The organism is Pseudomonas sp. P108 (genome assembly GCF_032613195.1).
In the GTDB taxonomy this organism is placed as follows: domain Bacteria; phylum Pseudomonadota; class Gammaproteobacteria; order Pseudomonadales; family Pseudomonadaceae; genus Aquipseudomonas.
The window spans coordinates 6,016,702-6,042,101 of the sequence record NZ_CP126691.1 but is presented as its reverse complement, the minus strand read 5'-3'; the positions used below and the strand labels follow the sequence as shown (position 1 = coordinate 6,042,101).

The 25,400-nt window shown below is 58.3% G+C and carries 18 protein-coding genes and 1 tRNA gene; 3 read left to right on the top strand and 16 right to left on the bottom strand.

Annotation, left to right across the window (positions count from 1 at the left end):
• Window positions 1-86 precede the first annotated feature (86 nt).
• The 10 genes from pqqF to rpsU form a co-directional block, all read right to left on the bottom strand.
• On the bottom strand, window positions 87-2,501 hold the full coding sequence (pqqF, locus tag QOM10_RS26745) for a pyrroloquinoline quinone biosynthesis protein PqqF (RefSeq protein ID WP_316917211.1): 2,415 nt from the start codon (window positions 2,499-2,501) through the stop codon (window positions 87-89).
• A 38-nt stretch (window positions 2,502-2,539) separates the two neighbouring features.
• The gene (locus tag QOM10_RS26740) at window positions 2,540-3,334 is read right to left on the bottom strand and encodes a carbon-nitrogen hydrolase family protein (RefSeq protein WP_316917210.1); all 795 of its coding nucleotides are present in this window, start codon (window positions 3,332-3,334) and stop codon (window positions 2,540-2,542) included.
• A gap of 12 nt (window positions 3,335-3,346) precedes the next feature.
• A complete protein-coding gene (locus QOM10_RS26735) occupies window positions 3,347-5,029 on the bottom strand; it encodes a flavin monoamine oxidase family protein (RefSeq protein WP_316917209.1) in 1,683 nt (560 codons plus the stop codon).
• A gap of 625 nt (window positions 5,030-5,654) precedes the next feature.
• Window positions 5,655-6,116, bottom strand: a complete 462-nt coding sequence (locus QOM10_RS26730) for an Lrp/AsnC family transcriptional regulator (protein ID WP_150749676.1) — start codon at window positions 6,114-6,116, stop codon at window positions 5,655-5,657.
• A 296-nt stretch (window positions 6,117-6,412) separates the two neighbouring features.
• Window positions 6,413-6,979: a PBECR2 nuclease fold domain-containing protein gene (locus QOM10_RS26725; RefSeq protein WP_316917208.1), complete on the bottom strand. Its 567-nt coding sequence runs from the start codon at window positions 6,977-6,979 to the stop codon at window positions 6,413-6,415.
• Between the two features lie 217 nt (window positions 6,980-7,196).
• Window positions 7,197-7,273, bottom strand: a tRNA-Ile gene (locus QOM10_RS26720).
• A gap of 15 nt (window positions 7,274-7,288) precedes the next feature.
• Complete coding sequence (locus tag QOM10_RS26715) at window positions 7,289-11,035, bottom strand: bifunctional diguanylate cyclase/phosphodiesterase (RefSeq protein WP_316917207.1); 3,747 nt, start codon at window positions 11,033-11,035, stop codon at window positions 7,289-7,291.
• Between the two features lie 126 nt (window positions 11,036-11,161).
• The gene (gene rpoD / locus QOM10_RS26710) at window positions 11,162-13,006 is read right to left on the bottom strand and encodes an RNA polymerase sigma factor RpoD (RefSeq protein ID WP_127930005.1); all 1,845 of its coding nucleotides are present in this window, start codon (window positions 13,004-13,006) and stop codon (window positions 11,162-11,164) included.
• A 67-nt stretch (window positions 13,007-13,073) separates the two neighbouring features.
• A complete protein-coding gene (gene dnaG, locus QOM10_RS26705; RefSeq protein WP_127930004.1) occupies window positions 13,074-15,038 on the bottom strand; it encodes a DNA primase in 1,965 nt (654 codons plus the stop codon).
• A 486-nt stretch (window positions 15,039-15,524) separates the two neighbouring features.
• Window positions 15,525-15,740, bottom strand: coding sequence for a 30S ribosomal protein S21 (rpsU, locus tag QOM10_RS26700; RefSeq protein WP_002551877.1), 216 nt, complete (start codon window positions 15,738-15,740; stop codon window positions 15,525-15,527).
• Between the two features lie 199 nt (window positions 15,741-15,939).
• Here rpsU and tsaD point away from each other — a divergent pair, with 199 nt between their 5' ends.
• A complete protein-coding gene (tsaD, locus tag QOM10_RS26695; protein WP_034155077.1) occupies window positions 15,940-16,965 on the top strand; it encodes a tRNA (adenosine(37)-N6)-threonylcarbamoyltransferase complex transferase subunit TsaD in 1,026 nt (341 codons plus the stop codon).
• Between the two features lie 22 nt (window positions 16,966-16,987).
• Here tsaD and plsY read toward each other — a convergent pair whose 3' ends face one another.
• A complete protein-coding gene (plsY, locus tag QOM10_RS26690; protein ID WP_064390790.1) occupies window positions 16,988-17,557 on the bottom strand; it encodes a glycerol-3-phosphate 1-O-acyltransferase PlsY in 570 nt (189 codons plus the stop codon).
• 74 nt (window positions 17,558-17,631) lie between these two features.
• Here plsY and folB point away from each other — a divergent pair, with 74 nt between their 5' ends.
• Together folB and folK are read left to right on the top strand one after the other, a co-directional pair.
• Complete coding sequence (folB, locus tag QOM10_RS26685) at window positions 17,632-17,988, top strand: dihydroneopterin aldolase (protein WP_316917206.1); 357 nt, start codon at window positions 17,632-17,634, stop codon at window positions 17,986-17,988.
• Entirely contained in the window at window positions 17,979-18,494 is a 516-nt protein-coding gene (gene folK / locus QOM10_RS26680; protein ID WP_316917205.1) for a 2-amino-4-hydroxy-6-hydroxymethyldihydropteridine diphosphokinase, read from the top strand. Before folB ends, folK begins: the two co-directional genes overlap by 10 nt.
• Before the next feature lie 90 nt (window positions 18,495-18,584).
• Here the strand turns inward: folK and QOM10_RS26675 are convergent, their stop codons facing one another.
• The 5 genes from QOM10_RS26675 to glpE form a co-directional block, all read right to left on the bottom strand.
• Complete coding sequence (locus tag QOM10_RS26675; protein ID WP_316917204.1) at window positions 18,585-19,808, bottom strand: multifunctional CCA addition/repair protein; 1,224 nt, start codon at window positions 19,806-19,808, stop codon at window positions 18,585-18,587.
• Window positions 19,809-19,871: 63 nt separating this feature from the next.
• Window positions 19,872-21,434 (bottom strand): SpoVR family protein, encoded by a 1,563-nt coding sequence (locus QOM10_RS26670; protein WP_127930000.1) that lies wholly within the window; start codon window positions 21,432-21,434, stop codon window positions 19,872-19,874.
• A complete protein-coding gene (locus tag QOM10_RS26665) occupies window positions 21,431-22,702 on the bottom strand; it encodes a YeaH/YhbH family protein (protein WP_007910114.1) in 1,272 nt (423 codons plus the stop codon). Before QOM10_RS26665 ends, QOM10_RS26670 begins: the two co-directional genes overlap by 4 nt.
• 121 nt (window positions 22,703-22,823) lie before the next feature.
• Window positions 22,824-24,746, bottom strand: coding sequence for a PrkA family serine protein kinase (locus QOM10_RS26660; protein WP_007910115.1), 1,923 nt, complete (start codon window positions 24,744-24,746; stop codon window positions 22,824-22,826).
• A 297-nt stretch (window positions 24,747-25,043) separates the two neighbouring features.
• The gene (gene glpE / locus QOM10_RS26655; RefSeq protein WP_150749669.1) at window positions 25,044-25,373 is read right to left on the bottom strand and encodes a thiosulfate sulfurtransferase GlpE; all 330 of its coding nucleotides are present in this window, start codon (window positions 25,371-25,373) and stop codon (window positions 25,044-25,046) included.
• Window positions 25,374-25,400: the final 27 nt, after the last annotated feature.

Below are 25,400 nucleotides of genomic sequence, written 5' to 3'. Positions count from 1 at the left end.
CAAATAGTTAGGCTGCTATGTTACTCAAAATTTCACCGGGATTGCCCGTGAATCTTTGAGAAAGCTCCTTGCAGCCTCGGTAATGATCAATTTGCCGCTTGCCATGGGGTTTCGGGCGCTGGATCGCTGGCGAGGCAGAGCCAGCCGCCTTCGGCGTTGATCAGGCGCTGTGTAGCGCTGAGCAGTGCCTGGCGATCCAGTTGGCCGATGGCAGCAATCAGTTGCTCAAGATAATCCGACGAGTGGCCCGTGAGCCTGGCCTGCCAGAGCAATTCGGCTGCATCTTTGCCGGCCAGCGTGGCGTCGTCGAATTGATCGACGAGGTTTTGCCGGTGTTGGCTGAGGCTGGCTTCATCAAGCTGTTCGATCAGCGCGGGAATGCCGTTGAGAAACTGTTGAATGTGTTCAAGCAACTCCGCAGGTTTGGCACTTGGCGATTGCACGCCGAACAGCAGACTGGTTTGACCCTGGATCTGCCGCAGCGCACTGAACACGGCGTAGCCCAATTGCAGTTCGATGCGCAAACGCTGATAGAACGGTGTCTGGCACAGTTGCGCGAGCATTCGCCACGCTGCCTCGTCTGCGATGTCACGGCTGGCGGTTGGGCAATGCAGCAGCAAGGCATGTTCGCTGGATGCGGAATCGATGTTGCGCCAGTGCTTTTGCGCGAAGATCACTGTTGGCCCGGGCAACTGATTGTCCGGGATCCCGGGTATGCGGCTCAGGGCCAGGCCCATGGCGGATTGCGTTGGTTGGTTGAGGCCCAGTGCGAGGCCGTCCCAGCGCGAAGTTGTCCACAGGTGTTTGGCGTCATCGCCGGTTTTTGCTGGTTGCAGAACCTGTTCCGGCAGTGCTTTAAGCAGTTGGCGGATGGCGACAAGCGGCGTTTCCGGCTCGCTGCGCGGGGAATCCGCATCAACTTGCGTCAGACATTTCAGCGCGTGCTCAAGGACGCTGGGCATCGGCTCTTGCAGGCCGGTGAGCTTCAGCAGCCATTGATTGCCTGCGGCGCTAAAAGACAAATCGACCCCGGCCTCACGCGCATCTTGCAGAATGAGCCGAAGACTGCGTTGCAACCTTGAGAGCAGATCCGCGCTGGCTGCCGCTTCCACCTGCCAACGCAGGTAGATCGCGCCGTCATCGCCGCTGTCCGGCAAAGCCTGGCTGAACTGCATCGGCGAGCGTTCGCGGCGTCCGCGCGAGCGATCCTGAGCAAATGTACGCAGGCCTCGGTGGGCGCTGGTCTGGCCGCGAATCAGCCCGGCATTGGCCAAAGCTTCACTGGCGCGCAGGAATGGATTGGCGGCAGGCAGGTGCCAGTGAGCACTGAAGTTATCCACAGTGCCGATTTCGCGGAGTATCTGTGTAAGTGCTTCAACGCCGGCATCGGACAGGCCGTTTTCCAGCTGCTCACTGTCGAGCCGTGCCAGTTGCAGTGCGCCGCTCACTTGCTGCCGACGTTGAAGCAGGGCTGCGTATTCTTTGTGCAGTGACGTCCAATCCTGCTGAGCAAAGAAGCTCAACCAATCGAGCAGTTGTTCGCGAATGGCTACTAGCGATTCGGTGGGAGCGGTGAACTCCAGCTGCAGCAACGCTTGTCCGACAAAGTGATAAACCGGCGCCGCGTTTAATCCATTCGCCAGTTTTTGCTGCTGCAAATGCGCGAGCAATCCGCCGGGCTTGGCGCTGTTCAACCAATGGCAAAGAAACGCCAAAGCCTCGGTGGACGATTCAGGCAGGGCATCGAAGGCAAACATCAGATTGGCGCACTGCTCATCGACCTGTTGATAACTTTTCACCGCCAGCGGCAGGGGCGCAGCCTGCATAACTATATCCCCAGCCGGTAACGCCGCCGCGAATTGCTCCGCCAGCGATTTCAATTCTTCAAGGCTCTGTGGCCCGACCAGACTCAAGGTCATCTGCCCGGTCTGATAAAACTGTTGGTGGAAATCTTTCAACGCCTGCTGAAATGCCGGATCTTCAACCTTCAGGCTGTCCCGGTTACCCGCGTGAAACCCGCGCAGTGGATGGTCTGCTGGTAAACCTTCATACAACGCAACCTGCCGCTGCGCCGCAGGATCCTGCGACCAGGCGACAAATTCCGCCTGCAACACTTCGCGTTCGCGCAACTGATCGTCCAGATTCATACGCGGCCTGGCGAGCATGTCTGACAGACGCTCCAGGCCACCGCTGAATACTCGGTTCGGCAACTCAAAGAAAAAGTCTGTAGTGCGTTCGCGCGTGCTGGCATTCACTTGCCCACCGTGACCTTGCACGTAAGCCATCAGCCCTTCGCCCGTGGGAAAACGCTCGGTGCCGAGAAACAGCAAATGCTCAAGAAAATGCGCCAGCCCCGGCCACGCCAGCGGCACGTCATGGCTACCGGCGGCCACGCGCAAAGCAGCCGCGCAGCGCTTCAGGTCAGGCACATGACGCAGGGTCACGCGCAAGCCGTTGGCCAGGGTTTCAGTGTGGGGGCAGGGGTGGGTCGGCGCAGGCATGGGCACTTCCAGAACAGTGAAGTGCCAATGCTAGCGGATTAGCGCAGGTTGAGCGCGCCGTAAAGCTCCGGGCGGCGATCACTGAGGTAGCGATTGGCGGCGCGTGAGTCGAGCATCAACTGCCGATCGAGTTCGCCGATGATCAGCGCTTCGTCGAGTCCGGCCTGGGCGATACGGCTGCCATCCGGTGCGGCGAGGCTGCTTTGCCCGCAATAGTGGATGTCGCCTTCGCTGCCGCAATAGTTGGCGTAGGCCACGTAGCACTGGTTTTCGAAGGCGCGCGAACGCACGGTGACGTCGGCGACGAAATCGAACGGAATCATGTTCGCCGTTGGCACCAGAATCAGTTCGGCGCCAGCGAGTGCCAGACGTCGGGTGTTTTCCGGAAACTCGAGGTCGTAGCAGATCAGGAAACCGAGTTTCCAGCCGTTGAGTTCGACGATGGGGAAGTCATCATCGCCGGGGCTGAACATCGAGCGATCCAGATCACCGAACAGATGCGTCTTGCGGTAATTGCACAGGCGCTCACCGTGCGAATCGATCAACTGCACGGCGTTGTAAATCTGCCCATCGGCGGTGCGCTCGGGATAACCATACGCAATAGCCAAACCGGCAGCCTTGGCGATCCGGCCGATCTGCTGCGCCCATTCGCCGTTGTAGACCTCGGCCAGTGTACTCACCGCTTCGGCGCCAATGTTGTAGCCGGTCATGTACATCTCCGGCAACACCAGCAGGTCGGCGCCCTTGGCCTCCATCGCCAGTTGATGCAGGCGTTGCAGGTTGGCGGCGGGGTCCAGGGGCAGCGGTGGACATTGGTAAAGGGCTACACGCATCAGGGATTCCTCTTACTCGGGCAGGGCGATAGGGCCGATGTCTTTGAACACATCACCCGGGCCCGGGTTCGTTTTATGTGTCGCGCCGCCAAAATGCTTCATGATCCCCCAAACCGCGTTGAGCGAAGTCTGCACCGCGCCTTCAACCCATGCCGGCGTCCACGAAACGTCGTCGCCGGCGATAAAGATCCCACGCTGCTCGGCGGGCATGTCGTCCTGCATGAAGTGCGCGTACATGCGCTGGTTGTAGCGGTAGTGGCCGGGCAGCGCGCCCTTGAATGCACCGAGGAAGTACGGGTCAGCTTCCCACGACACGGTGATCGGATCACCGATGATCCGCGCAGCGATATCGACTTTCGGGTAGATCTTTTTCAATGCATTCAACGCCAGCTCAACGCGCTTTTCCACCGGATGCGGAAGCATCTTCAAAGCGTCGCTCATCCACGAATAGGAAAGGCAGATCACGCCCGGCTTGTCGTCGCCGTTGTCGAACAGATAGGTGCCGCGGGTCAGGCGATCGGTGAGGGTCATGCTCATCAGGTCGCGGCCGGTTTCCGGGTCCTTGTCCTTCCAGAACGGCCGGTCGACCATCACGAATGTCTTCGACGACTGCATGTAGCGCGTGCGGTCGAGCGCCATCCACATCTTCTGCGAGAACAGGGTTTCGTCGCATTCAATCTGCGTGGTCAGCAGCCAGCTCTGGCACGTGGTCAGCACGGCGGCGTATTCGCGGGTGTCGCCGTTGTTGTCGGTGACCGCGAAACGGCCATCTGGCGCGTGGGCGATTTTCTTCACGCCGGAACGCGGTGCGCCACGGTGCAGGGATTTCAGGCTGGTGCCTTCAGGCCAGTGCACGCAGCGTTCCGGCACATGGCGCCAGATGCCTTGTGGGACTTGTTCGACGCCGCCGACCACCAAGTGCTGGTGATCGTCACAGTTGGTCATCACCACACGGAAGATTTCCAGCATCGAATTGGGGAAGTCCGAGTCCCAGCCGCCGGTACCGAAACCAACCTGACCGAACACTTCGCGGTGATGGAACGACAGCTTGGCGAAGGCCTCGGAGGTGGCGACGAAGTCATAGAACGTGCGGTCGTCCCACAGCGGCACCAAGGTATTCCACAGCTCTTTCAGGCGCGGCACATCGCGTTCGCGAATGGCTTGCTGGATATCGGCGAACTGCGAGCCGGCTTCCAGGGCATCCGCCCAGGCGTCAGCCACTTCCTGGAACAGTGCAGGAAGATCCGCCAGTTTCTGTGCGTAATGGGTTTTGCCTTCCAGATCGATCACGGTGCTGCCGGAGGCCGGCGTCAGCGGGTTCGGGAACGGTTTGGTCTCAAGGCCGAGCTTGTCGACGTAGTGATAGAACGCGGTGGAGGACACCGGGAAACGCATGCCGCCCAGTTCCGCGACGATGCCGTCCGTGCCGTTGAACGCCTGCGAGCGCAGACGACCACCGAGTTTCGAGGCCTCGTAAACCACCGGTTTCAGTCCGAGCTTCATCAGCTCGTAAGCGGCCACCAGACCGGCGATGCCGGCGCCGACAATCGCCACTTCGGCGCCGTGGTTGTGCTCAGGAATAGTGCCGAGACCGGCCGGGTGTTCGATCCAGTCGTCAAAGGCGAACGGAAAGTCCGGACCGAAAATGGTGACTGGTTTCTTACCGTCTGCAGGATGGCGATTGTTCTTGTTCATGGCTGACCTTGCTGGCGACCCGACGCAGGATGCGCGTCTGAGTATAGGAAAAGATGCCAGCCATTCTAGGGAGCGTAGAACACGTTAATAAGACGCAAAGTGTCGTCGTTTTGCCAATAACCTGATCAATCTGACGATAGAGGCCTGCACACCGACCAAAATGTGTGAGTGGGCTTGCTCGCGAAAGCGTCGAATCAGTCGACATCGTTGTTGCTGACAAACCGCCTTCGCGAGCAAGCCCGCTCTCACAGTGGATTTGTGCTTGGTGCAGATATTGGGCGCAAGCCGGGTTAAATGTGGGAGTGGGCTTGCTCGCGAAAGCGTCGGATCAGTCGACATCGTTGTTGCTGACAAATCGCCTTCGCGAGCAAGCCCGCTCCCACAGTGGATTTGTGCTTGGTGCAGATATTGGGCGCAACCTGGGTCAAATGTGGGAGTGTGCTTGCTCACGAAAGCGTCGGATCAGTCGACATCGTTGTTGCTGACAAACCGCCTTCGCGAGCAAGCCCGCTCCCACAGTGGATTTGTGCTTGGCGCAGATTTTGTGAGCAACCCGGGTCAAATGTGGGAGTGGGCTTGCCCGCGAAGAGGCCCTGTAATCCACTCGAGATACCCGATCAAAACCTTAAACCGGCTGCCCCCGATCAACCTTGCTACTCAAAATAATCGAAGTCGTCGTCTTCTCCACCCCATCCACCCCGCCAATCTGATCCAGTAACTGATCGAGCTGCTCCGGCGAATCAGTGCGCAACCACGCCACATAATCAAACTCGCCACTCACCGCACACAGCTGCTGCACCTGCGCCATCGCACTCAACCGGCGCACCACCTCTTTGCCGGAACGCGGCTGCACCTTGATCCCCACGTAAGCCTGCAAGCCGCCATCGACCACGCGCTGACCGAGACGCACGCCGTAACCGGTGATCACTTTGGCCTTTTCCAGCCGCGCCAGTCGCGAAGTCACGGTGGTGCGCGCAATGCCCAACTGCCGGGCAAGCATGGCAACGCTTTCGCGGGCGTTGATTTGCAGGGCGGCGATCAGCTGACGGTCGATTTCATCGAGCACGGGCGGGCGGGTGTCTGGCAAGGGTGCGGCTCCATGGGTGTGGGGGCGGTGAGTACGCATGTTACAGACACTGTCAGCAACACGCTTGCAGGCGATGTTTGAATTGTTCACCCAAGAATCGATGGCATCGTTGCGCTGAAACAATACATCGGATATTTGATTTGACTTGGTTGGCCTATTTATCAAGAATGCCAGCAAGAGCGCGAAATCCGCTGCCTTGCAGGGCATTAGTGGACGTAGGTACCTCAGCGATGCTGCAACATCGGTGTAAGGTGAGACCTCTTCATCCCATTTCCTGAGGATGCAAATATCAGGATTCAAATATTAAGGGCAGCCAAATGGCTGCCCTTTTCTTTGTCTTCAAGAATGTACCGCTTGTACAAAAGTTCGCCTTGGCGGTGTTTGTTCATCGCTCTGGCGGGAGCGTGCATGAAGTTCCAGAGGACATGCCCGTTTCGCACATCGACCACGACAAGCATGTCGTTTTTTGCCTCGTAGGCGTTAATGAATGCCATTCGGTATCCGCCGTTATCGTAGAGAACTTTCCATATTTCAAAAGGTCCCGTCAGCGTATCTATGGCATGTCGAACATAACGTTCTCGGGAATCTGGACGTTTCTCGACGATGTGGGCCAGTTTGTCTCTCAGGACCGTGACGTTCCCGATGGGTGTGAAGATGGTAACGGCCAATAATGACTCGTCGACAAACCCAAAGTGATCCGAGAGGATTTTGAGCGCGCCTTCTGCGTTCTCAGCCCTTTTAACCTCTTCTATCGCGGCCGACCGAAGTTCTCTTGATAAGGTTCTGAGATCGGGTAAGGCGAGGTCGATCCAGGTTTGCTGGTCGGCTGCTTCCTTTATCAGTGGCGCAGCATTCACGAGCATGAAATCGATCCTGGACTGGCGGAGGCGTCCGGAGATTACTCGTCTGGAGAAACGGTCAACAACGCGCGGAGAGGGGAGAAAACTTAGTTTGGGAACATTCCTACAGATCTTGCGGTTGTATTCCTAACAATGGCCTTCCGTACATTACGCTCGCCAAGACGTCGAACCCTAATCCATCGCCCAAGAAAAAGCCGCGCATTTAGCGCGGCTTTCAATTTGGTGGGCCCACACGGACTTGAACCGTGGACCAAAGGATTATGAGTCCTCTGCTCTAACCAACTGAGCTATAGGCCCTCAGTAGGTCGCGGATTATAGCGACGGTTTCTCGGCTGTGCTATCCGAATAATCCGATACGGTTACACGAAGAAACGTCGCGGCGAACTCTTCTGGTGGTAACGGCAGGCTGACGATGTAGCCCTGGATCTGTTCGCAGCCCTCGACGGCGAGAAATTGTTGTTGCGCCTGGGTTTCCACGCCCTCGGCGATAACAGTGAATTGCATGCTCCGGCCCAACGCGATGATGGCTCGGACAATGGCCGCGTCGTGGGGGTCGTCGGGCAATCCGCGGACAAACGACTGGTCGATTTTGAGGATATCCAGCGGCAGGCGCTTGAGGTAACTGAGCGAGGAATATCCGGTACCGAAATCATCGATCGCCAGTTGCACGCCGAGGTATTTGAGCTGATGCAGCACAGCCAGCGCCTCTTCGGCCTGACTCATGATGAAATTCTCGGTAATTTCCAGTTGCAGTAAATCCGGCTGCAGGTGGTTGTCGTTGAGCAGTTGTTCGATGCGCCCAAGCAGATTCGGTTGACGCAGTTGCGCGCCGGCGAGGTTTACCGAGAGTGGGCCGAGGCTGTCGTAGATCTGATTCCACTCGAACATTTGCCGGCACGCGGTCTCCAGCACCCAGTCACCGATCTGCAGGATCATGCCGTTCTCTTCGGCCAACGGAATGAAGTGCTCTGGCGGTACGTCGCCGAAAGTCGGGTGACGCCAGCGAATCAGTGCCTCTGCACCGACCAGGCGATGATCGTCGAGGCTGATTTTCGGCTGGTAGTAGAGAAACAGTTCATCGCGCTCGATAGCCCGGCGCAGTTCGTGTTCCAGCGCGATGCGCTCGCTGGCCTGGGCCGTGAGGTCGCGGGTGTAGCTCTCGACGCGGTTGCGGCCCTTGGCCTTGGAGCGGTACATGGCTGCGTCGGCGTTTTTCACCAGTGTGGCGACGTCGCAACCGTCCCGTGGATAGAGGCTGGTGCCGATGCTGGCGCTGATGAAGAACTCATGCTCGCCAGCCTGGAACGGCGCACCAAAGCAGTTGAGCAGTTTGGTGGCAATGTTGTCGGCATCACTGGCCTGTTGCAGGCCGGGCAGCAGAATGATGAATTCGTCACCGCCCAGACGTGCCACGGTATCGATGTCGCGCAGTTGCTCTTTCAGGCGCACGGCGATGCCCTTGAGCAGCAGGTCGCCGACCGGGTGTCCGAGGCTGTCATTGATGTGCTTGAAGCGGTCGAGATCGAGAAACAACACGGCGCCCTGACCGCCGTTTTCCTGCTGACTGTTCAGTGCCATCAGCAAGCGGTTTTCGAACAGCGTACGGTTCGGCAGGCCGGTAAGTGGGTCATGGTGCGCCTGATAGTCGAGTTTGGCTTGCGCATGCTTGAGGCTGGAGATGTCGGCAAACACCGCGACAAAGTGGGTGATGAACTTGTCGCGGTTGCGTACGGCACTGATGGTCAGCCAGCTCGGGTACAGCTCGCCGTTCTTGCGCCGGTTGGAGATCTCGCCTTGCCAGTGACCTTCGTCGGTCAACTGGTGCCACATTGCCGCGTAAAAGGCGCTGTCGTGCAGGCCGGAGGCTAGCAGGCGCGGCGTATGCCCGAGCGCTTCGCTTTCGCTGTAACCGGTAATCTCGGTGAAGGCGCGGTTGACCGCACTGATGTGCTGTTGGGTGTCGGTAATCAGCACGCCTTCGGCAGTGCTTTCGAATACGGTGGCGGCCTGTTGCAGTTTTTCCTGCATCAGATGGCGTTCGGTGATGTCGCGGGCGATGGTCAGCATGCAGTCTTCTTCACCGATCGGCAGCGGACGGCTGGAGACTTCACAGAGACGAATCTGCCCGTCACTGCGGCGGATATGGCAGGTGAAGTCACGGACGAAGCCGTCGCGATGCAACAGATCGAGCATCTGTTTGCGCTCGTTGAGGTTGACCCAGATCCCCAGATCCAGCGCTGAACGATCCACCGACATGGCGCTATTGAAACCGGTAATGCGACTGAAACCTTCGTTGACCTCCAGCAGCAAACCATCGCTCTGGCGCGACAACAACAAACCGTCCGGTGAGGCATGGAAGGCTTTGGCGAACTTCTCCTCGGAGGTTTGCAGTTGCTGTTGGGTTTCCTTGAGCTGGGTGATGTCACGCACAACGACCACCAGCGCTGGCGTGGTGTCCAGATCAAACGGCTCGGCGGAAATCAGGCCAGTGAACAGTTGGCCGTTGTTGCGGCGAAAGGGCATCTCCAGGTTGCGAATGCTGCCCGCCTGCAAACGTTGCAGCAGTCCCGGACCAACGCCGGGAATGCCCCAGATATTCAGGTCGGTCGCCGTCTGGCCAAGGACTTCCTCGGCTTTCAGCCCGATCTGTTCTTCAAACGCTTCGTTGACCTCCAGCAGGCAACCGTCGGACAGCCGTGCAATCACCAGAATGTCCGGGCACTGCTGGAAGACCGAGGCGAACTTTTGCTCCGAGAGCTGCAGTGCTTCTTCAGTGCGCTTGATTTCGCTGATGTCGATCATCAAGCCGCGCATCACCGGCTCATGACCGTGTTCGATCAGGCTGACGATGTCGCGCACCCACAAACAACGGCCGTCAGCGGTGATGACACGATAATCGACGATGTGATCGCGACCCTCGCGCAGGGCTTCTTTGCAGTAACTTTGCGTGCGAGTCAGATCGGCCGGATGAATGATGTTGTGCCAGAAACCGGGGATCAGCCAATGGGATTGCGGGTAGCCGAGCAAGTCTTCGGCGTGGGGCGACACATAGCTGTAGGTGAAGTCGCTCATCCGCGCTTCCCAAGCAATCGCCGACAGACTCTCGACCAGGCCGCGATAGTGGTATTCGCTGCTGCGCAATTCCTGTTCGAGGTCGATGCGTCGGGCGATTTCCGAACTCAGGCGGCGGTTGATGCGGATTACCACGGCGAGAATCGTCACCAACAACAACAGCCCCGGTAAACCGTAGATCAGCAGGTCCGACCAGAATGTCCGGTGATCAAGGACGTTGCCGACCCAATGCTCCTGAATGCTGCTGATTTCATCCGGGCTCATGTCGGCCAGCACTTTGTCGAGAATCCCCACCAGTACCTTGTTGTCACGGGGCACGGCCATCGCCAGTTGGTAGCGATAAGGGGTTTCGCCGCTGACGTACAAACCGTCGAGCTTGAGCTGACGCAGGCTCCAGACACTGGAAGCGAGGTCGCCGACAACGGCGTCCACTTCGTCGGTCGCCAGCGCTTGCAATGCCGAACTGACATTCGGCATAGCCACCAGATTCAGATCAGGGTGATGGGTGCGCAGCAGTTCGTGGGGTGCATAGTTTTCCACCACGGCGATCTTCAAGCCGTACAGGTCGTCGAGCTTGCGTGGTTGCGCGCCGCCGATGTGGGCGAGGATGACGATCGGGAAGTCGAGATAAGGGCGGGTGAACGACAGGTAGGTCTGGCGTTCAGGGGTGGACATGATGCCGGGTAGAAGGTCGATCTTGCCCGACTTCACTTGTTCCAGCACCACCGTCCAGCTCACCGGTTCGATGGGGGTCAATTTGATCGTCAGGCGTTGGCGAATCACGTCGATATAGTCGGCCGCCAGGCCCTGATAGCGGTTCTGGTCGTCGCGAAATTCAAAGGGCGGCCACGACGCATCGACACCCAGGCGCAAGTCCGGGTGAGCCGCCAGCCAGCTACGTTCTTCATCGGTCAGAGTCAGCGCGTCAGCCGTTGCGGTCCAGATCATCAGTGACAGCAAAAAAAGCACGGACGCCAATCTGGGCATAACGCTCTCGTTATGGCTCGGGGATGATTGTTTCGAGTGTAGACGGGGTATGCGGGGGAGGGGCGTTGCGAAGGATTTAATCTGCCATATAAACAAAACCCCCGGCCTGGGCCGGGGGTTCTGGTATCACTCGTCGAGGAAGGAGCGCAGATGCTCGCTTCGCGTCGGGTGGCGCAGCTTGCGCAGCGCCTTGGCTTCGATCTGACGGATCCGCTCACGCGTTACGTCAAACTGTTTGCCCACTTCTTCGAGTGTGTGGTCGGTGTTCATGTCGATACCGAAACGCATGCGCAGTACTTTGGCTTCACGGGCAGTAAGGCCGGACAGTACTTCGCGAGTCGCTTCTTTGAGGCTCTCAACAGTGGCGACATCGATTGGCGACTGCATGGTCGAGTCTTCGATGAAGTCACCCAGATGGGAGTCTTCGTCATCACCGATCGGCGTTTCCATGGAGATCGGCTCTTTAGCGATCTTCAATACCTTGCGGATCTTGTCCTCAGGCATTTCCATGCGTTCGCCCAGCTCTTCCGGAGTCGGTTCGCGACCCATTTCCTGCAGCATCTGCCGGGAAATACGGTTGAGCTTGTTGATCGTCTCGATCATGTGCACCGGAATACGGATGGTGCGGGCCTGGTCGGCGATCGAGCGAGTGATCGCCTGACGGATCCACCAGGTGGCATAAGTCGAGAACTTGTAACCACGACGGTATTCGAACTTGTCCACCGCCTTCATCAGACCGATGTTGCCTTCCTGGATCAGATCGAGGAATTGCAGGCCGCGGTTGGTGTACTTCTTGGCGATCGAGATCACCAGACGCAAGTTGGCTTCAACCATTTCTTTCTTCGCGCGGCGGGCCTTGGCCTCACCGATCGACATGCGACGGTTGATGTCCTTGATTTCTGCGATGGTCAGACCGGTTTCGGTTTCCAGCGCGATCAGTTTCTGCTGGCAACGAATGATATCCGGCTGCACACGACCGATGGCTTCGGCGTACTTGCTCTTGCCTTTGGCCAGGGCGTCGGACCAGCTTTCGTCGACTTCGTTGCTCGGGAACTGACGCAGGAAATCGGCGCGTGGCATACGTGCATCACGTACACACAGTTGCATGATCGCGCGCTCTTGCTGACGCAGACGATCCAGGGCACCGCGAACACGCTCGACCAGGCCTTCGAATTGCTTCGGTACCAGTTTGATCGGCATGAACAGCTCGGCCAGTGCGAGCAACTCGGCAATCGCTGCCTTGTTGTTGCGACCGTGCTTTTTCAGGGCCTTGCGGGTGATTTCCATCTGGTCAGCCACGGCGCCAAAGCGCTGGGCAGCGATAACCGGATCCGGACCGCTTTCGGCTTCTTCTTCGTCATCGGAAGATTCGGCTTCATCGTCGTCGGTGTCGTCGTCAGCTTTGGCAGCTTTCGCTTCGATCGGCGGCGGCACTTCGGCAGGCGGCGCAATGCCGTCGTCCGGGTCGATATAACCGCTCAGAACGTCGGACAGGCGACCACCTTCGGTGGTGACGCGGGTGTACTCGGAGAGAATGTGGTCAACCGTGCCAGGGAAGTGCGCGATTGCGCTCATCACTTCACGGATGCCCTCTTCGATACGTTTGGCGATTTCGATTTCGCCTTCACGAGTCAGAAGCTCGACCGTACCCATTTCACGCATGTACATGCGCACTGGGTCAGTGGTGCGACCGATATCGGTCTCCACCGCTGCCAACGCAGCGGCTGCTTCTTCCGCAGCGGCCTCGTCGGTATCGGCGTCGGCCAACATAAGGGCGTCCGCATCCGGAGCACTCTCGTGTACGGGGATCCCCATGTCGTTAATCATGCGGATGATGTCTTCCACCTGCTCAGGATCTGAAATATCCTCGGGCAGGTGGTCGTTGACCTCGGCGTAAGTCAGATACTTCTGCTCACGACCCAGTTTGATCAACTCAATAATACGAGACTGCTGTTGCGCTTTTCCGGACATAACACCCTATCCACTGAAGGTCTTGGCGGGCAAAAAACAAGCCGAGGATTATACCTGAGCTATGACCTCACGCGCCAGTTGAGGTCGGGTTTGATGCGGAAACATTGCGACTTAGTAGGTCGCGCAGTTGATTTTTCTCTTCGATGCTCAATTCGCTTTGACGCGCTTTCCTGAGCAACTGTTCCAGATTTCGCTCGCGTTGGCGGGCTGACAAGCTAGTAATGGTGTCGAAAAACTGTTGTTCAAGGTTATCTCCGTCAATCAGCCATTCCTTTTCTGCCAGTGCCTTGAGCAGGCGACCCTGTTCAGTGCCGTGCCATCGCGCGATCAACTGAAATGAGTTTAGCTTGGGATTCTTCTGTACGGCTTCGAGCAGCGCCACAAGTAACTGGGCGTTGGTCTGATTCTCGTCCGCAATGTGTCCGGCATCTTCGACGCGCTCGGCCAGTTGCGGGTGATGGAGCAACGTACGCAGGGCGGTCAGGGTTGGCGATTCGACGCCAATCGGCGTGCGCGGGCGTTGCTGATCGCGATCACCACCACGCTTGCCGTTCTTGTCCCAGGGCTTCTTGTCCCATTTTTTACCGCCAGCACCGGGTTTCTTCGGCGTCCACTCCTGCTGCGGCACATACATGTCTTGTGCCTGCGGCTGATGGTAGTCGCTGTAATCCGGCATTGCGTCGTAATCGATGCCTGGATCGTAGGCGGGCGGTGCTTCCTGCGGCGCACTTTGTGCGAGCTGACTGACGGTCTCGCTGCTCAGGCCGGTAATTTCGGTCAGGCGCTGACGCATCAGGATGCGCAGGTTCGCCCCAGGCACTTTGTCGATCAGCGGTGCGGCGAGGGTGGCCATGTGGGCCTTGCCCTCGAGCGAGCGCGGATCGGCCTCTTCGGTCAGTTGCTGGAAGAAATAATCTGCCAGCGGCTGAGCGTGCTGATTGATCCGGGCCTTGAAGGCGTCAGTGCCTTCGGCACGCACCAGAGTGTCCGGATCTTCGCCTTCGGGCAGAAACAGAAAGCGTGCGCGACGTCCATCCTGAAGGCTCGACAGCGTTGCTTCCAGTGCGCGCCACGCGGCGTTGCGGCCGGCCTGGTCGCCGTCGAAGCAGAACAGTACGTTGGGTACGACACGGAACAGGCGCTTCAGATGTTCTTCGCTGGTCGCCGTGCCCAGTGTTGCGACGGCATTCTTCAAGCCTTGCTGGGCGAGGGCGATGACATCCATATAACCTTCGACGACGATGATTTCGTCGAGGTTGCGGTTGTTCTTGCGCGCTTCATAAAGGCCGTAGAGCTCTTGGCCTTTATGGAATACCGGGGTTTCCGGTGAGTTCAGGTATTTCGGCTTGTCGTCGCCTAGCACGCGACCGCCGAAAGCGATGATCCGCCCACGGGTATCGCGGATCGGGAACATCACGCGATCGCGGAAGCGGTCATAGCGTTTGCCGGTTTCGGCGTTCTCGATCAGCAGGCCGGCGTCGATCATGGCTTTCTGCTGGAGTGTGTCACTGCTCAAGTGTTTGAACAGGTTGTCCCAGCCCGGCGGCGCGAAACCGAGGCCGAAGTCGCGGGCGATTTCGCCGGTCAGGCCGCGGCCCTTGAGGTAATCCACGGCAGCCTTGCGGGCGGGATGGCTCTTGAGCGCCTGCTTGTAAAAGTCGGCGGCGGCGGTGAGCAACGGGTATAGCGGCGAATCGGTCGGTTGCCGTGGCTTGCGCTCGCGGCCGCTTTCTTCGCGAGGGATTTCCATGCCGGCGGCTTTGGCCAGGTCTTCGACAGCCTGAGGAAAATCCAGGTTGTCGTGATCCATGAGAAAGCCGAGGGCATTGCCGCCGGCGCCGCAGCCGAAGCAGTAATAGAACTGCTTGTCGGGGCTGACGCTGAACGACGGGGTTTTCTCTTTGTGAAACGGGCAACAGGCGGTGTAGTTCTTGCCGGCCTTCTTCAATTGCACGCGCGAGCTGACCACGTCGACGATGTCGGTGCGGTTCAGCAGGTCGTCAATGAAGCTCTGGGGAATCAGCCCGGCCATGGCGTTCTCGTCGTCTGCGCTGTAAATAGTCCGATACGAAGGGCGGTCGGACGCGGGTCGTTACTGTAGGCACGCAAAATATGCGGCTCGACCGGTGTCGTCTGCGTAATCGCTGTCGGGAAGTGTATCTGCCGAAAATCCACTGACGTTAGTACTCATCAGTCTTCGACTATTTGAAAGTGTTGCGCTGAATCCGCTGACGGCTGGTTGAGGGCCTCGGATAGCTCAATAAAGCGGGCACGCATGCAGGTGCCTTGGGCTGATCGTCGTGAGAGGAATCAGTGGGTGTGCTCGTCAGTAGCCTTGAAAGGCTCGTCAGAAAAGACGTGCACCGCTGGCAAAAGAGCCAGGTCTGACGTGTGAAGCAGATTCGTCTAGGTCGCGTGTGCGGCTTCGACGTTGAAGCATCAAGCGTTTTACGCAAATGCCATTAGCCCGGCTGAGAGCCGGGCTTAGGCAAAGAAGCTTGCAACGAACGTCTGTGTATTAGTACAGACGAACGGCGCGGCGCTGTTCGCGCTGAACTTTCTTGGCGTGACGCTTAACAGCGGCTGCTGCTTTGCGCTTACGCTCAGAAGTTGGCTTCTCGTAAAATTCGCGGCTACGAACTTCAGCCAGTACACCGGCTTTTTCGCAGGAGCGCTTGAAACGACGCAGAGCTACGTCGAAGGGTTCGTTCTCTTTAACTTTGACGGCTGGCATCCAGAGCTACCTTCATTCATTACCGGGGTCAACATCCTCGCGGCAAAAGAGCACTTGAAGACGTCGGTTTTTAAGGGTTGCGGATGTTAACCCCTCATCGCTCGGAATGCAAAGCCTCTGATCGAAAACCGCTGGTCGGGGCATCACGCGGCGACTATTATGCGCGCCTTCGAATTCAGCCTAAACAAGGCGCAAACCCATGCTAGTACTGGGATTAGAAACCTCCTGCGACGAAACCGGCGTCGCATTATACGACAGCGAACGTGGCCTGCTGGCCGACGCACTGTTCAGCCAGATCGACCTGCACCGTGCCTATGGCGGTGTGGTGCCGGAGCTCGCCTCGCGTGACCACGTAAAACGCATGCTGCCCTTGATCCGTCAGGTGTTGGCCGAGGCGGACTGCGTGCCGACCGAGATCGATGCAATCGCCTATACCGCGGGTCCTGGGCTGGTTGGCGCGCTGCTGGTCGGTGCTTCCTGTGCTCAGGCACTGGCCTTTGCCTGGGGTATTCCTGCGCTCGGTGTGCACCACATGGAAGGCCACTTGCTGGCGCCGATGCTTGAGCCAAAACCGCCGGAATTTCCGTTCGTCGCTTTGTTGGTTTCCGGCGGTCATACGCAGCTGGTTCAGGTCGATGGCATTGGCCAGTACAGTCTGCTCGGCGAGACCCTCGACGATGCTGCCGGTGAAGCGTTCGACAAAACCGCGAAGATGATGGGCCTCAATTATCCGGGTGGCCCGGAAATCGCCAAACTGGCCGAGAAGGGCGTCGCAGGACGTTTCACCTTTCCGCGTCCGATGTGCGATCGCCCGGGTCTGCAATTCAGCTTCAGTGGTCTGAAAACCTCTGCTCTCAACGCCTGGCAGCAGTGCGTCAGCGCCGGGGACGACAACGAGCAAGCCCGTTGCGACATCGCGCTGGCGTTCCAACAGGCCGTGGTGGAGACTTTGACCATCAAGTGCAAACGGGCCCTGAAGCAGGCCGGCATGAAGCGTCTGGTGATCGCTGGTGGCGTCAGCGCCAACAAAGCCTTGCGCGTTTCGTTGGAAAAGATGCTCGGCGACATGAAAGGTGATGTGTTCTACGCCCGTCCCGAGTTCTGCACCGACAATGGCGCGATGATCGCGTTTGCCGGTTGCCAGCGCTTGCAGGCCGGTCAGCAGGAAAGTCTGGCAATCAGCGTGCAGGCGCGCTGGCCGATGGAGCAGTTGTCGGCGCTGTGATGAGTGGCGCTCATGACGGTATTCAGAAATGCCGTTCGCGCCCGGCAAACAGGTCGCGTAGATTGCCGCGGTGGCGCCAGACGATCAGCAGTGTCAGCGCGCTCATCGGCAACAGCGCCTCCGGTTCCTGCCAGGCCAGCAGCGGCAGGGTCAAGGGGGTGGCGATCAGTGCTGCGAGCGAGCTGGTGCGGGTCAGGTAAAACGTCAGCAACCAGGCGCATACTGCCAGCAGCGCGGCGGGCGGATACAGGCCCAGCAGCATGCCGGCAGCGGTGGCGACACCCTTGCCGCCACGAAAGCGAAAGTACAGCGGGAACAGGTGACCGATCACGGCGCACACGCCGATCCACGCCTGATCCTGTAGCGAAAGGCCCACTGCCGAGGCAATCAGCACCGGCACCAGGCCTTTGCACAGATCACCGAGCAGGGTCAGGATCGCCAGTTTGCGACCGGCCAGGCGCAGCATGTTGGTGGCGCCGGCATTGCCCGAGCCACTCATTCGCGGATCCGGGTTTCCGGTCAGGCGGCTGAGCAAAATGGCGAAGGACAGCGAGCCGAGCAGGTAGGCGAGAGTCGCCAGTAACCAAAACATGCTAACTATTCCGGGCGAGGACGCCCTGATTCTAACGGCGCATTGCGCCCTTGTCGTGCAGTGGAGAGAAGTGCTTGGACAGAGTGTTTATCGAGGGCCTGGAAGTCGACACCGTGATCGGTGCCTACGACTGGGAGCGCGGCATCCGACAGTGCCTGCGACTTGATCTGAGCTTCGCCTGGGACAATCGCCCGGCCGCCGCCGGTGACGACCTGACCCTGGCGCTCGACTATGCCAGCGTATCCGCGCGAATCCAGGCCTTTGCCGAGCAGGCGCAGTTTCAATTGGTCGAGACCTTTGCCGAGCGTCTGGTCGCAGTGTTGATGAGCGAATTCAACATCACTTGGGTGCGCTTGAAGCTGACCAAGCCAGGTGCGGTGTCCGCGGCCAAGGGCGGCGTGGGTGTGGAGATCGAGCGCGGATGTCGCTGACTCAGGTCTACCTTGGGCTCGGTAGCAATATCGAGCGCGAAACTCATCTGTGCGCTGGTCTCGACGCTTTGGCGACGTTTCTGGTGGATATCCGCTGTTCGGCGGTGTTCGAAAGCCAGCCGGTCGGGATCAAAAGCGGGCCTTTCTTCAACTTTGTGGTGTCGGCGTATACCGACCTGCCGCTGATGGAGCTGGATCGTCGCTTGAAATTCATTGAGGCGGACAACGGTCGCTACGCACCGGATCGCAAGGGGCTGCCGCTGGATATCGATGTGCTGCTGTATGGCGAACTGGCGGGAAATTTCGACGGACTGGTTCTGCCGCGCGCGGAGATTCTGAAAAATGCCTTTGTGCTGTGGCCGCTGTCGCTGATTGCGCCGGATCGCGTGCATCCGGGTGTGGGAAAAAGCTTCGCGACGTTGTGGGCTGAGACGCAGATTGATCAGGTGCTGGCGCCGGTGGCGTTCGAGTGGCGGGGTAAGCAGTTAACCCCGCCGAATCTTTAAAGCAAAAGATCGCAGCCTGCGGCAGCTCCTGCAGAGAAACGCATATTCCCGCGTAGGAGTTGCCGTAGTCTGCGATCTTCTGATCTTGCTTCAGGCGTTCTCTTTGTAAGCCTTCAACGCCTTCAGTCGCTCACGCTTCAGCGCCTCACCCAGCTCCGGCCCCTTGAATCCCTTCTCCAGCAACGGTTGCACCGCGACTTCCCGCGCAACCTTGGCAGCGCCGCGCAAGTAATCCGCCTGTGGATAACTTCTCTGTTCCAGCCCTTTGCGTCCCCGCGCATCCATCTCGCACGCAGCAATAAATTCTTCGAAGCGCTGCGGTCGGCGATACACGTCAAAACTCTGCAGCAGCTCCAGCAATGTTGAAGCCTTTAACTCCAGTGCCCGGTGTCCATGAGTGTGGTACTTGCCGACCAGTAGCGCTAACTCCTGACAGTCCTTCGGCGCCTTGAAGCGTTCGTTGACCGCTTTGATCAGCTTGAGTCCGGTGTGCTCATGGGCGATGTGCCGTGGCCACTCTTCTTCCGGCGTCAGGCCTTTGCCGAGGTCATGCAGCAGACAAGCCCAGCGCACGGTCAGCGGCTGTTTGTGCAGCGCCGACTGCTCCAGCACGCTGAGTGTGTGCAGGCCGGTATCGATTTCCGGGTGATGCGCTTCCGGTTGTGGCACACCAAAAAGCGCGTCGACTTCCGGCATCAGTACCTTTAACGCGCCGCAGTCGCGTAGCACCTCAATAAATACCTGCGGCCGATCTTCCAGCAGTGCACGGGAGATTTCTTTCCAGCTGCGTTCGACGGTCAACGCCTCCAGTTCACCGGACTCGCTGAGCTGGCGCATCAGTTCCAGGGTTTCCGGCGCGACCGTGAAGCCGAGCCCGGCGTAACGCGCGGCAAAGCGGGCAACACGCAGAACGCGGAGAGGATCTTCGGCGAACGCCGGAGAAACGTGGCGCAGGATTCGAGCTTCAAGATCGCGCTGGCCATGGTACGGATCGGTCAGGTTCTGCTGGTCGTCCTCGGCCATGGCGTTGATGGTCAGGTCGCGACGAATCAGGTCTTCTTCAAGCGTGACTTCGGGGCTGGCGTGAAAGGTGAAGCCGCCATAACCGCGACCGCTTTTACGCTCGGTGCGGGCGAGGGCGTATTCCTCGCCGCTTTTGGGGTGAAGGAACACCGGGAAATCCGCACCGACCGGGCGATAACCCTGGGCGAGCATTTCTTCCGTGGTGGCACCGACCACCACCCAATCGATGTCCGTAACCGGTTTGCCGAGCAAGCGATCACGTACGGCACCGCCAACCTTGAAAATCTGCATAAAAAACCTCCGTTAGCCCGACAGGATAACTCTTGTGTCGGACTTTCGGAGGCCAGAACCGTTTCAAAGATGAATGACGGCCAGATCGAGCCGGCCGTAATCCCCTTCGCTGTGTTCACTGCGTGGCGGAACGTGATGGGTTTTCATGATCTGGTCGCCTTGCAGGGTTTCCAGATGGATATCGAAGCCCCACAAGCGATGCAGATGTTTAAGCACCTCGTCAGTGGAGTCTCCCAGCGGTTTGCGATCGTGCTGTTGGTGACGCAAGGTCAGTGAGCGGTCGCCGCGTCGATCAATGCTGTAGATCTGCACGTTCGGTTCACGATTGCCGAGGTTGTACTGCGCAGCAAGGGTTTCGCGAATGATCCGGTAGCCGGGTTCGTCATGAATCGCAGGCACCAGCAAGTCGTCCTTCTGATCGTCATCCATGATGCTGAACAGTTTCAGGTCACGGATCACTTTTGGTGACAGGTACTGCAGGATGAAACTCTCATCCTTGAAGCTGCTCATGGCGAATTTGATGGTCGACAGCCAGTCGCTCCCGGCGATTTCCGGGAACCAGTGACGATCCTCTTCGGTAGGTTCTTCACACATGCGCCGAATGTCGCGGTACATGGCGAAGCCCAGTGCATAGGGGTTGATGCCGCTGTAGTAGGGGCTGTCGAAGCCCGGTTGAAACACCACGCTGGTGTGCGACGTCAGGAACTCCATCATGAAGCCATCGGTGACCAGCCCTTCGTCGTACAGGTCGTTCATCAGTGTGTAGTGCCAGAATGTCGCCCAGCCTTCGTTCATCACCTGGGTCTGGCGTTGTGGATAGAAATACTGGGCGATCTTGCGCACGATCCGCACGATCTCGCGCTGCCATGGCTCGAGCAACGGCGCGTGTTTCTCGATGAAGTACAGGATGTTTTCCTGCGGCTCGGCCGGGAAGCGCGCGTTGTCCCTGTCGCTGTACTTGTCTGCGCCTTTGGGGATGGTGCGCCACAGATCGTTGATCTGCTTCTGCAGGTGCTCTTCGCGATCCTTCTGCCGCCGCCTTTCCTCTTCGGCGGAAATCGGATACGGCCGCTTGTAGCGGTCGACGCCGTAGTTCATCAGGGCATGGCAGGAGTCGAGCAAGTCTTCCACGGCATCGATGCCGTGGCGCTCCTCGCACTGCATGATGTACTGCTTGGCAAACACCAGGTAATCGATGATTGAGCTGGCATCGGTCCAGGTACGAAACAGGTAATTTCCCTTGAAGAAGCTGTTGTGGCCGTAGCACGCGTGCGCCACGACCAGCGCCTGCATGCAGATGGTGTTTTCTTCCATCAGGTAAGCAATGCACGGATCGGAGTTGATCACGATTTCATAGGCCAGCCCCATCTGCCCGCGACTGTAGGACTTTTCGGTGCTGAGGAAGTGTTTGCCGTAGGACCAATGGTGGTAACCCAGCGGCATGCCGACCGAGGCATAGGCGTCCATCATCTGCTCTGCGGTGATCACTTCGATCTGGTTGGGATAGGTATCCAGGGCATAGCGGGCCGCGATCCGGGCGATTTCGCGGTCGTAGGTCTGGATCAGCTCGAACGTCCATTCGGAGCCGGTGGAAATGGGTTGGCGCTTCTGCTCTTTGGCGGTCATGTCACTAACCTGCGCTGGAAGAGTTCACGGAAGACCGGATAGATATCCCCGGCCGAGACCAGTTGCTGCTGGGCAAAAGTGTCAGAGAAGGCTTCGGCGATGCGTTCATATTCGTACCACAGGGCCTGATGTTCGCGCGGGGTGATCTCCACATAAGTGTAGTACTGCACAAACGGCATGATCTGGTTGATCAGAATGTCACGGCAGATCGGCGAGTCATCGTTCCAGTTGTCGCCGTCGGAAGCCTGCGCCGCGTAGATGTTCCACTCGTTGCTCGGGTAACGCTCGGCCATGATCTCCTGCATCAGTTTCAGGGCGCTGGAAACAATGGTGCCGCCGGTTTCCCGCGAATAGAAAAACTCTTCTTCGTCGACTTCCCGGGCACTGGTGTGGTGGCGGATGAACACCACGTCGATCTTGTCGTAATTCCGTTTCAGGAACAGGTACAACAGGATGAAAAAGCGTTTGGCGATGTCCTTGGTCGCCTGGGTCATGGAGCCGGAAACATCCATCAGGCAGAACATGACGGCTTTCGAGCTCGGGTTCGGCTGTTTGATCAGCAAGTTGTATTTCAGGTCGAACGTATCGAGGAACGGCACGCGGTGGATGCGCGCACTGAGTTTTTCGATTTCCGCTTCGAGTTCCTGAATATCGCCGAAGTTGTCTGGCTCTTCGCGTCTCAGTCGCTCAAGTTCCTCTTTGACTTCGCGCAGTTTCGCGCGGCTGCTGCCGGACAGGGCGATACGCCGTGCGTGCGCCGAGCGCAGGGTGCGGATGATGTTGATCCGTGACGGGTTGCCTTCGTTGCTGATCCCGGCGCGTACGGTTTTGAAGGTGTCGGTGCCGCTCAGGTTACGCTTGACCAGGTTCGGCAGTTCGAGGTCTTCGAACATGAATTCGAGGAACTCTTCCTGAGTGATCTGGAAGACGAACTCGTCCATGCCTTCGCCGGAGTTGCCAGCCTTGCCCGGACCGCGTCCGCCGCCACCTCCAGGTGGCCGTGCGATATGTTCGCCGGCAGTAAATTCCTTGTTGCCGGGATGAACCACGGTCTGCTTGCCGCCGCGGCCGTGGTGAAGCACCGGTTCGTCGATGTCGCGACCGGGAATACTGATCTGTTCGCCGTGCTCCATATCGGTAATGGAGCGCCGGCTGACCGCCTCTTCGACAGCCTTCTTGATGTGGTCACGGTAGCGCCGCAGAAAACGCTGGCGGTTTACCGTGCTCTTGTTCTTGCCATTCAGACGTCGGTCGATCACATAACTCATAGGAAGCCCTCCGGGCAGCTTCAAGTTGTGAGCTTCAAGCTGCAAGTAAAAGCAGGTTCCCGGGCATCTCTGGGTTACGCGCTTTGTTCTTGCAGCTTGTAGCTAGAAGCTTGCAGCTGCTTCACTGCGACTTCCGTACCCGTAGGTACCATTCGGAAAGAAGCCGTACCTGTTTGTCGGTGTAGCCGCGTTCGACCATTCGAGTGACGAAGTCGTTGTGCTTCTGTTGATCCTCCTTGCTGGCCTTGGCGTTGAAGCTGATGACGGGCAGCAGGTCTTCGGTGTTGGAGAACATTTTCTTCTCGATGACCACCCGCAGTTTTTCGTAGCTGAGCCAGGTCGGGTTCTTGCCGTTGTTGTTGGCGCGGGCGCGCAATACGAAGTTGACGATCTCGTTGCGGAAATCCTTCGGATTGCTGATGCCGGCCGGCTTCTCGATTTTCTCCAGTTCTTCGTTCAGCGCGACACGGTTAAGGATCTCGCCGGTTTCCGGATCGCGGTATTCCTGATCCTGAATCCAGAAGTCCGCGTACAGCACGTAGCGGTCGAAGATGTTCTGGCCGTACTCGCTGTAAGACTCGAGGTAGGCGGTCTGGATCTCCTTGCCGATGAATTCGATATAACGCGGTGCCAGGTATTCCTTGAGATAGCGCAGATAGCGCTCGCGGGTTTCGGCCTGGAACTGTTCCTGTTCGATCTGCTGTTCCAGCACATAGAGCAAGTGCACCGGGTTGGCGGCGATTTCGTGCGGATCGAAGTTGAACACCTTGGACAGGATCTTGAAGGCGAAGCGGGTCGACAGACCATTCATGCCTTCATCGACACCTGCCGAGTCGCGGTATTCCTGAATCGACTTGGCCTTCGGATCGGTGTCCTTGAGGTTTTCGCCGTCGTAGACACGCATCTTCGAATAGATGTTGGAGTTTTCCGGCTCCTTGAGGCGCGAAAGCACGGTGAACTGGGCGAGCATCTTCAAGGTGTCTGGCGCGCAATGCGCTTTGGCCAGGGAGCTGTTGAACAGCAGTTTGTCGTAGATCTTCACCTCGTCACTGACGCGCAGGCAATACGGCACTTTGACGATGTAGATCCGGTCGATGAACGCTTCGTTGTTCTTGTTGTTGCGAAAGGTGTGCCATTCCGATTCGTTGGAGTGGGCGAGCAGGATCCCGGTAAACGGAATCGCGCCGAGGCCTTCGGTACTGTTGTAGTTGCCTTCCTGAGTGGCGGTCAGCAATGGGTGCAGCACCTTGATCGGTGCCTTGAACATTTCGACGAATTCCATCAGGCCCTGGTTGGCCCGGCACAGCGCACCGGAATAGCTGTAGGCGTCGGCGTCGTTCTGTGGGTATTCCTCAAGTTTGCGGATGTCGACCTTACCGACCAGCGCCGAGATGTCCTGGTTGTTCTCGTCACCCGGTTCGGTCTTGGCCACGGCGATCTGATTGAGGATCGACGGATACAGTTTGACCACGCGGAACTGGCTGATGTCACCGCCAAATTCGGCCAGGCGTTTGGTCGCCCATGGCGACATGATGGTGTTCAGGTAGCGCCGAGGGATGCCGAAGTCTTCTTCGAGGATCGCGCCATCTTCGGTGGCGTTGAACAGACCCAGCGGCGATTCGAATACGGGTGAGCCCTTGATTGCGTAGAAGGGCACTTTTTCGATCAACTGTTTCAGCTTCTCGGCCAGCGACGATTTACCGCCGCCGACGGGGCCGAGCAGATAGAGAATCTGTTTCTTCTCTTCCAGGCCTTGGGCGGCGTGGCGGAAATACGAGACGATCTGGTCGATGCATTCTTCCATCCCGTGGAAGTCTTCAAAGGCCGGATAGCGACGGATCACCTTGTTGGAGAAGATGCGTGACAGCCTCGAGTTGGTCGAGGTGTCGAGCAGTTCCGGCTCACCGATGGCCAGCAATAGACGCTCGGCGGCGGAAACGTAGGCGCTACGGTCTTTTTTGCACAGCTCCAGGTACTCTTGCAGCGAGAGTTCTTCCTGGCGTGTGGACTCGAAGCGTTGTTGGAAGTGGCTAAAGATACTCATGACGTCACCTCGCTCGATACGTGGAGCCGACGCCGGATCACTCAGTCGATGCTGGCAAACAACCGTTTTGGCAGCTGTTTGTTTACCCCCCAGAACACTTTCACGATCGACAATCGTGAAAGTCACTCCCGATGACCCGTGCGCCGGTGTACCGGCTCTCCCCTGTTTTGGATGGCCTGGGCTTAAGGATAGTTGGGAATTCGGGAGGTAAAGGCGAGATACGTAATTAGTTGTGGCAAGACCGTTCGTCTGCCCGCGCAGGCCCACGGGAGCCGGGGCCTGCGCGTGACAAAAAAATTATTCGGTAGTGCCTTGCGCGGTTTCTGCAGGATAAGTCGTACGCCACAGCTCAAAGCCGCCATCCATGCTGTAGACGTCAGAAAAGCCTTGGCTGATCAGGTACGCCGCAGCGCCCTGGCTGGAATTACCGTGATAGCAGACGACCACAGTCGGCGCATCCAGGTCGGCGCCCTGGATGAAGGCGTGCAGCGAATGGTTGTCCAGATGCTTCGAGCCGCTGATGTGCAGCGCGGCAAAAGTCGCCGGGTCGCGCACGTCGACGACGACAGCACCTTGCTCACGCAGGGCCTGGGCCTGTTCCGGGGGGATTCGTTTGAATTCGCTCATGGCGGGTTCCTGTTGCTCGGCTGAAAG

Excerpts from the sequence above, each read along its gene's own strand:
- rpoD (WP_127930005.1), bottom strand. The coding sequence starts at position 13,006 with ATGTCCGGAAAAGCGCAACAGCAGTCTCGTATTATTGAGTTGATCAAA.
- folK (WP_316917205.1), top strand. The coding sequence starts at position 17,979 with ATGTCGCTGACTCAGGTCTACCTTGGGCTCGGTAGCAATATCGAGCGC.
- pqqF (WP_316917211.1), bottom strand. The coding sequence starts at position 2,501 with ATGCCTGCGCCGACCCACCCCTGCCCCCACACTGAAACCCTGGCCAAC.
- rpsU (WP_002551877.1), bottom strand. The coding sequence starts at position 15,740 with ATGCCAGCCGTCAAAGTTAAAGAGAACGAACCCTTCGACGTAGCTCTG.
- tsaD (WP_034155077.1), top strand. The coding sequence starts at position 15,940 with ATGCTAGTACTGGGATTAGAAACCTCCTGCGACGAAACCGGCGTCGCA.
- QOM10_RS26675 (WP_316917204.1), bottom strand. The coding sequence starts at position 19,808 with ATGCAGATTTTCAAGGTTGGCGGTGCCGTACGTGATCGCTTGCTCGGC.
- QOM10_RS26725 (WP_316917208.1), bottom strand. The coding sequence starts at position 6,979 with ATGCTCGTGAATGCTGCGCCACTGATAAAGGAAGCAGCCGACCAGCAA.
- QOM10_RS26665 (WP_007910114.1), bottom strand. The coding sequence starts at position 22,702 with ATGAGTTATGTGATCGACCGACGTCTGAATGGCAAGAACAAGAGCACG.
- QOM10_RS26740 (WP_316917210.1), bottom strand. The coding sequence starts at position 3,334 with ATGCGTGTAGCCCTTTACCAATGTCCACCGCTGCCCCTGGACCCCGCC.
- glpE (WP_150749669.1), bottom strand. The coding sequence starts at position 25,373 with ATGAGCGAATTCAAACGAATCCCCCCGGAACAGGCCCAGGCCCTGCGT.
- QOM10_RS26670 (WP_127930000.1), bottom strand. The coding sequence starts at position 21,434 with ATGACCGCCAAAGAGCAGAAGCGCCAACCCATTTCCACCGGCTCCGAA.
- plsY (WP_064390790.1), bottom strand. The coding sequence starts at position 17,557 with ATGTTTTGGTTACTGGCGACTCTCGCCTACCTGCTCGGCTCGCTGTCC.
- QOM10_RS26715 (WP_316917207.1), bottom strand. The coding sequence starts at position 11,035 with ATGCCCAGATTGGCGTCCGTGCTTTTTTTGCTGTCACTGATGATCTGG.
- dnaG (WP_127930004.1), bottom strand. The coding sequence starts at position 15,038 with ATGGCCGGGCTGATTCCCCAGAGCTTCATTGACGACCTGCTGAACCGC.
- QOM10_RS26660 (WP_007910115.1), bottom strand. The coding sequence starts at position 24,746 with ATGAGTATCTTTAGCCACTTCCAACAACGCTTCGAGTCCACACGCCAG.
- QOM10_RS26735 (WP_316917209.1), bottom strand. The coding sequence starts at position 5,029 with ATGAACAAGAACAATCGCCATCCTGCAGACGGTAAGAAACCAGTCACC.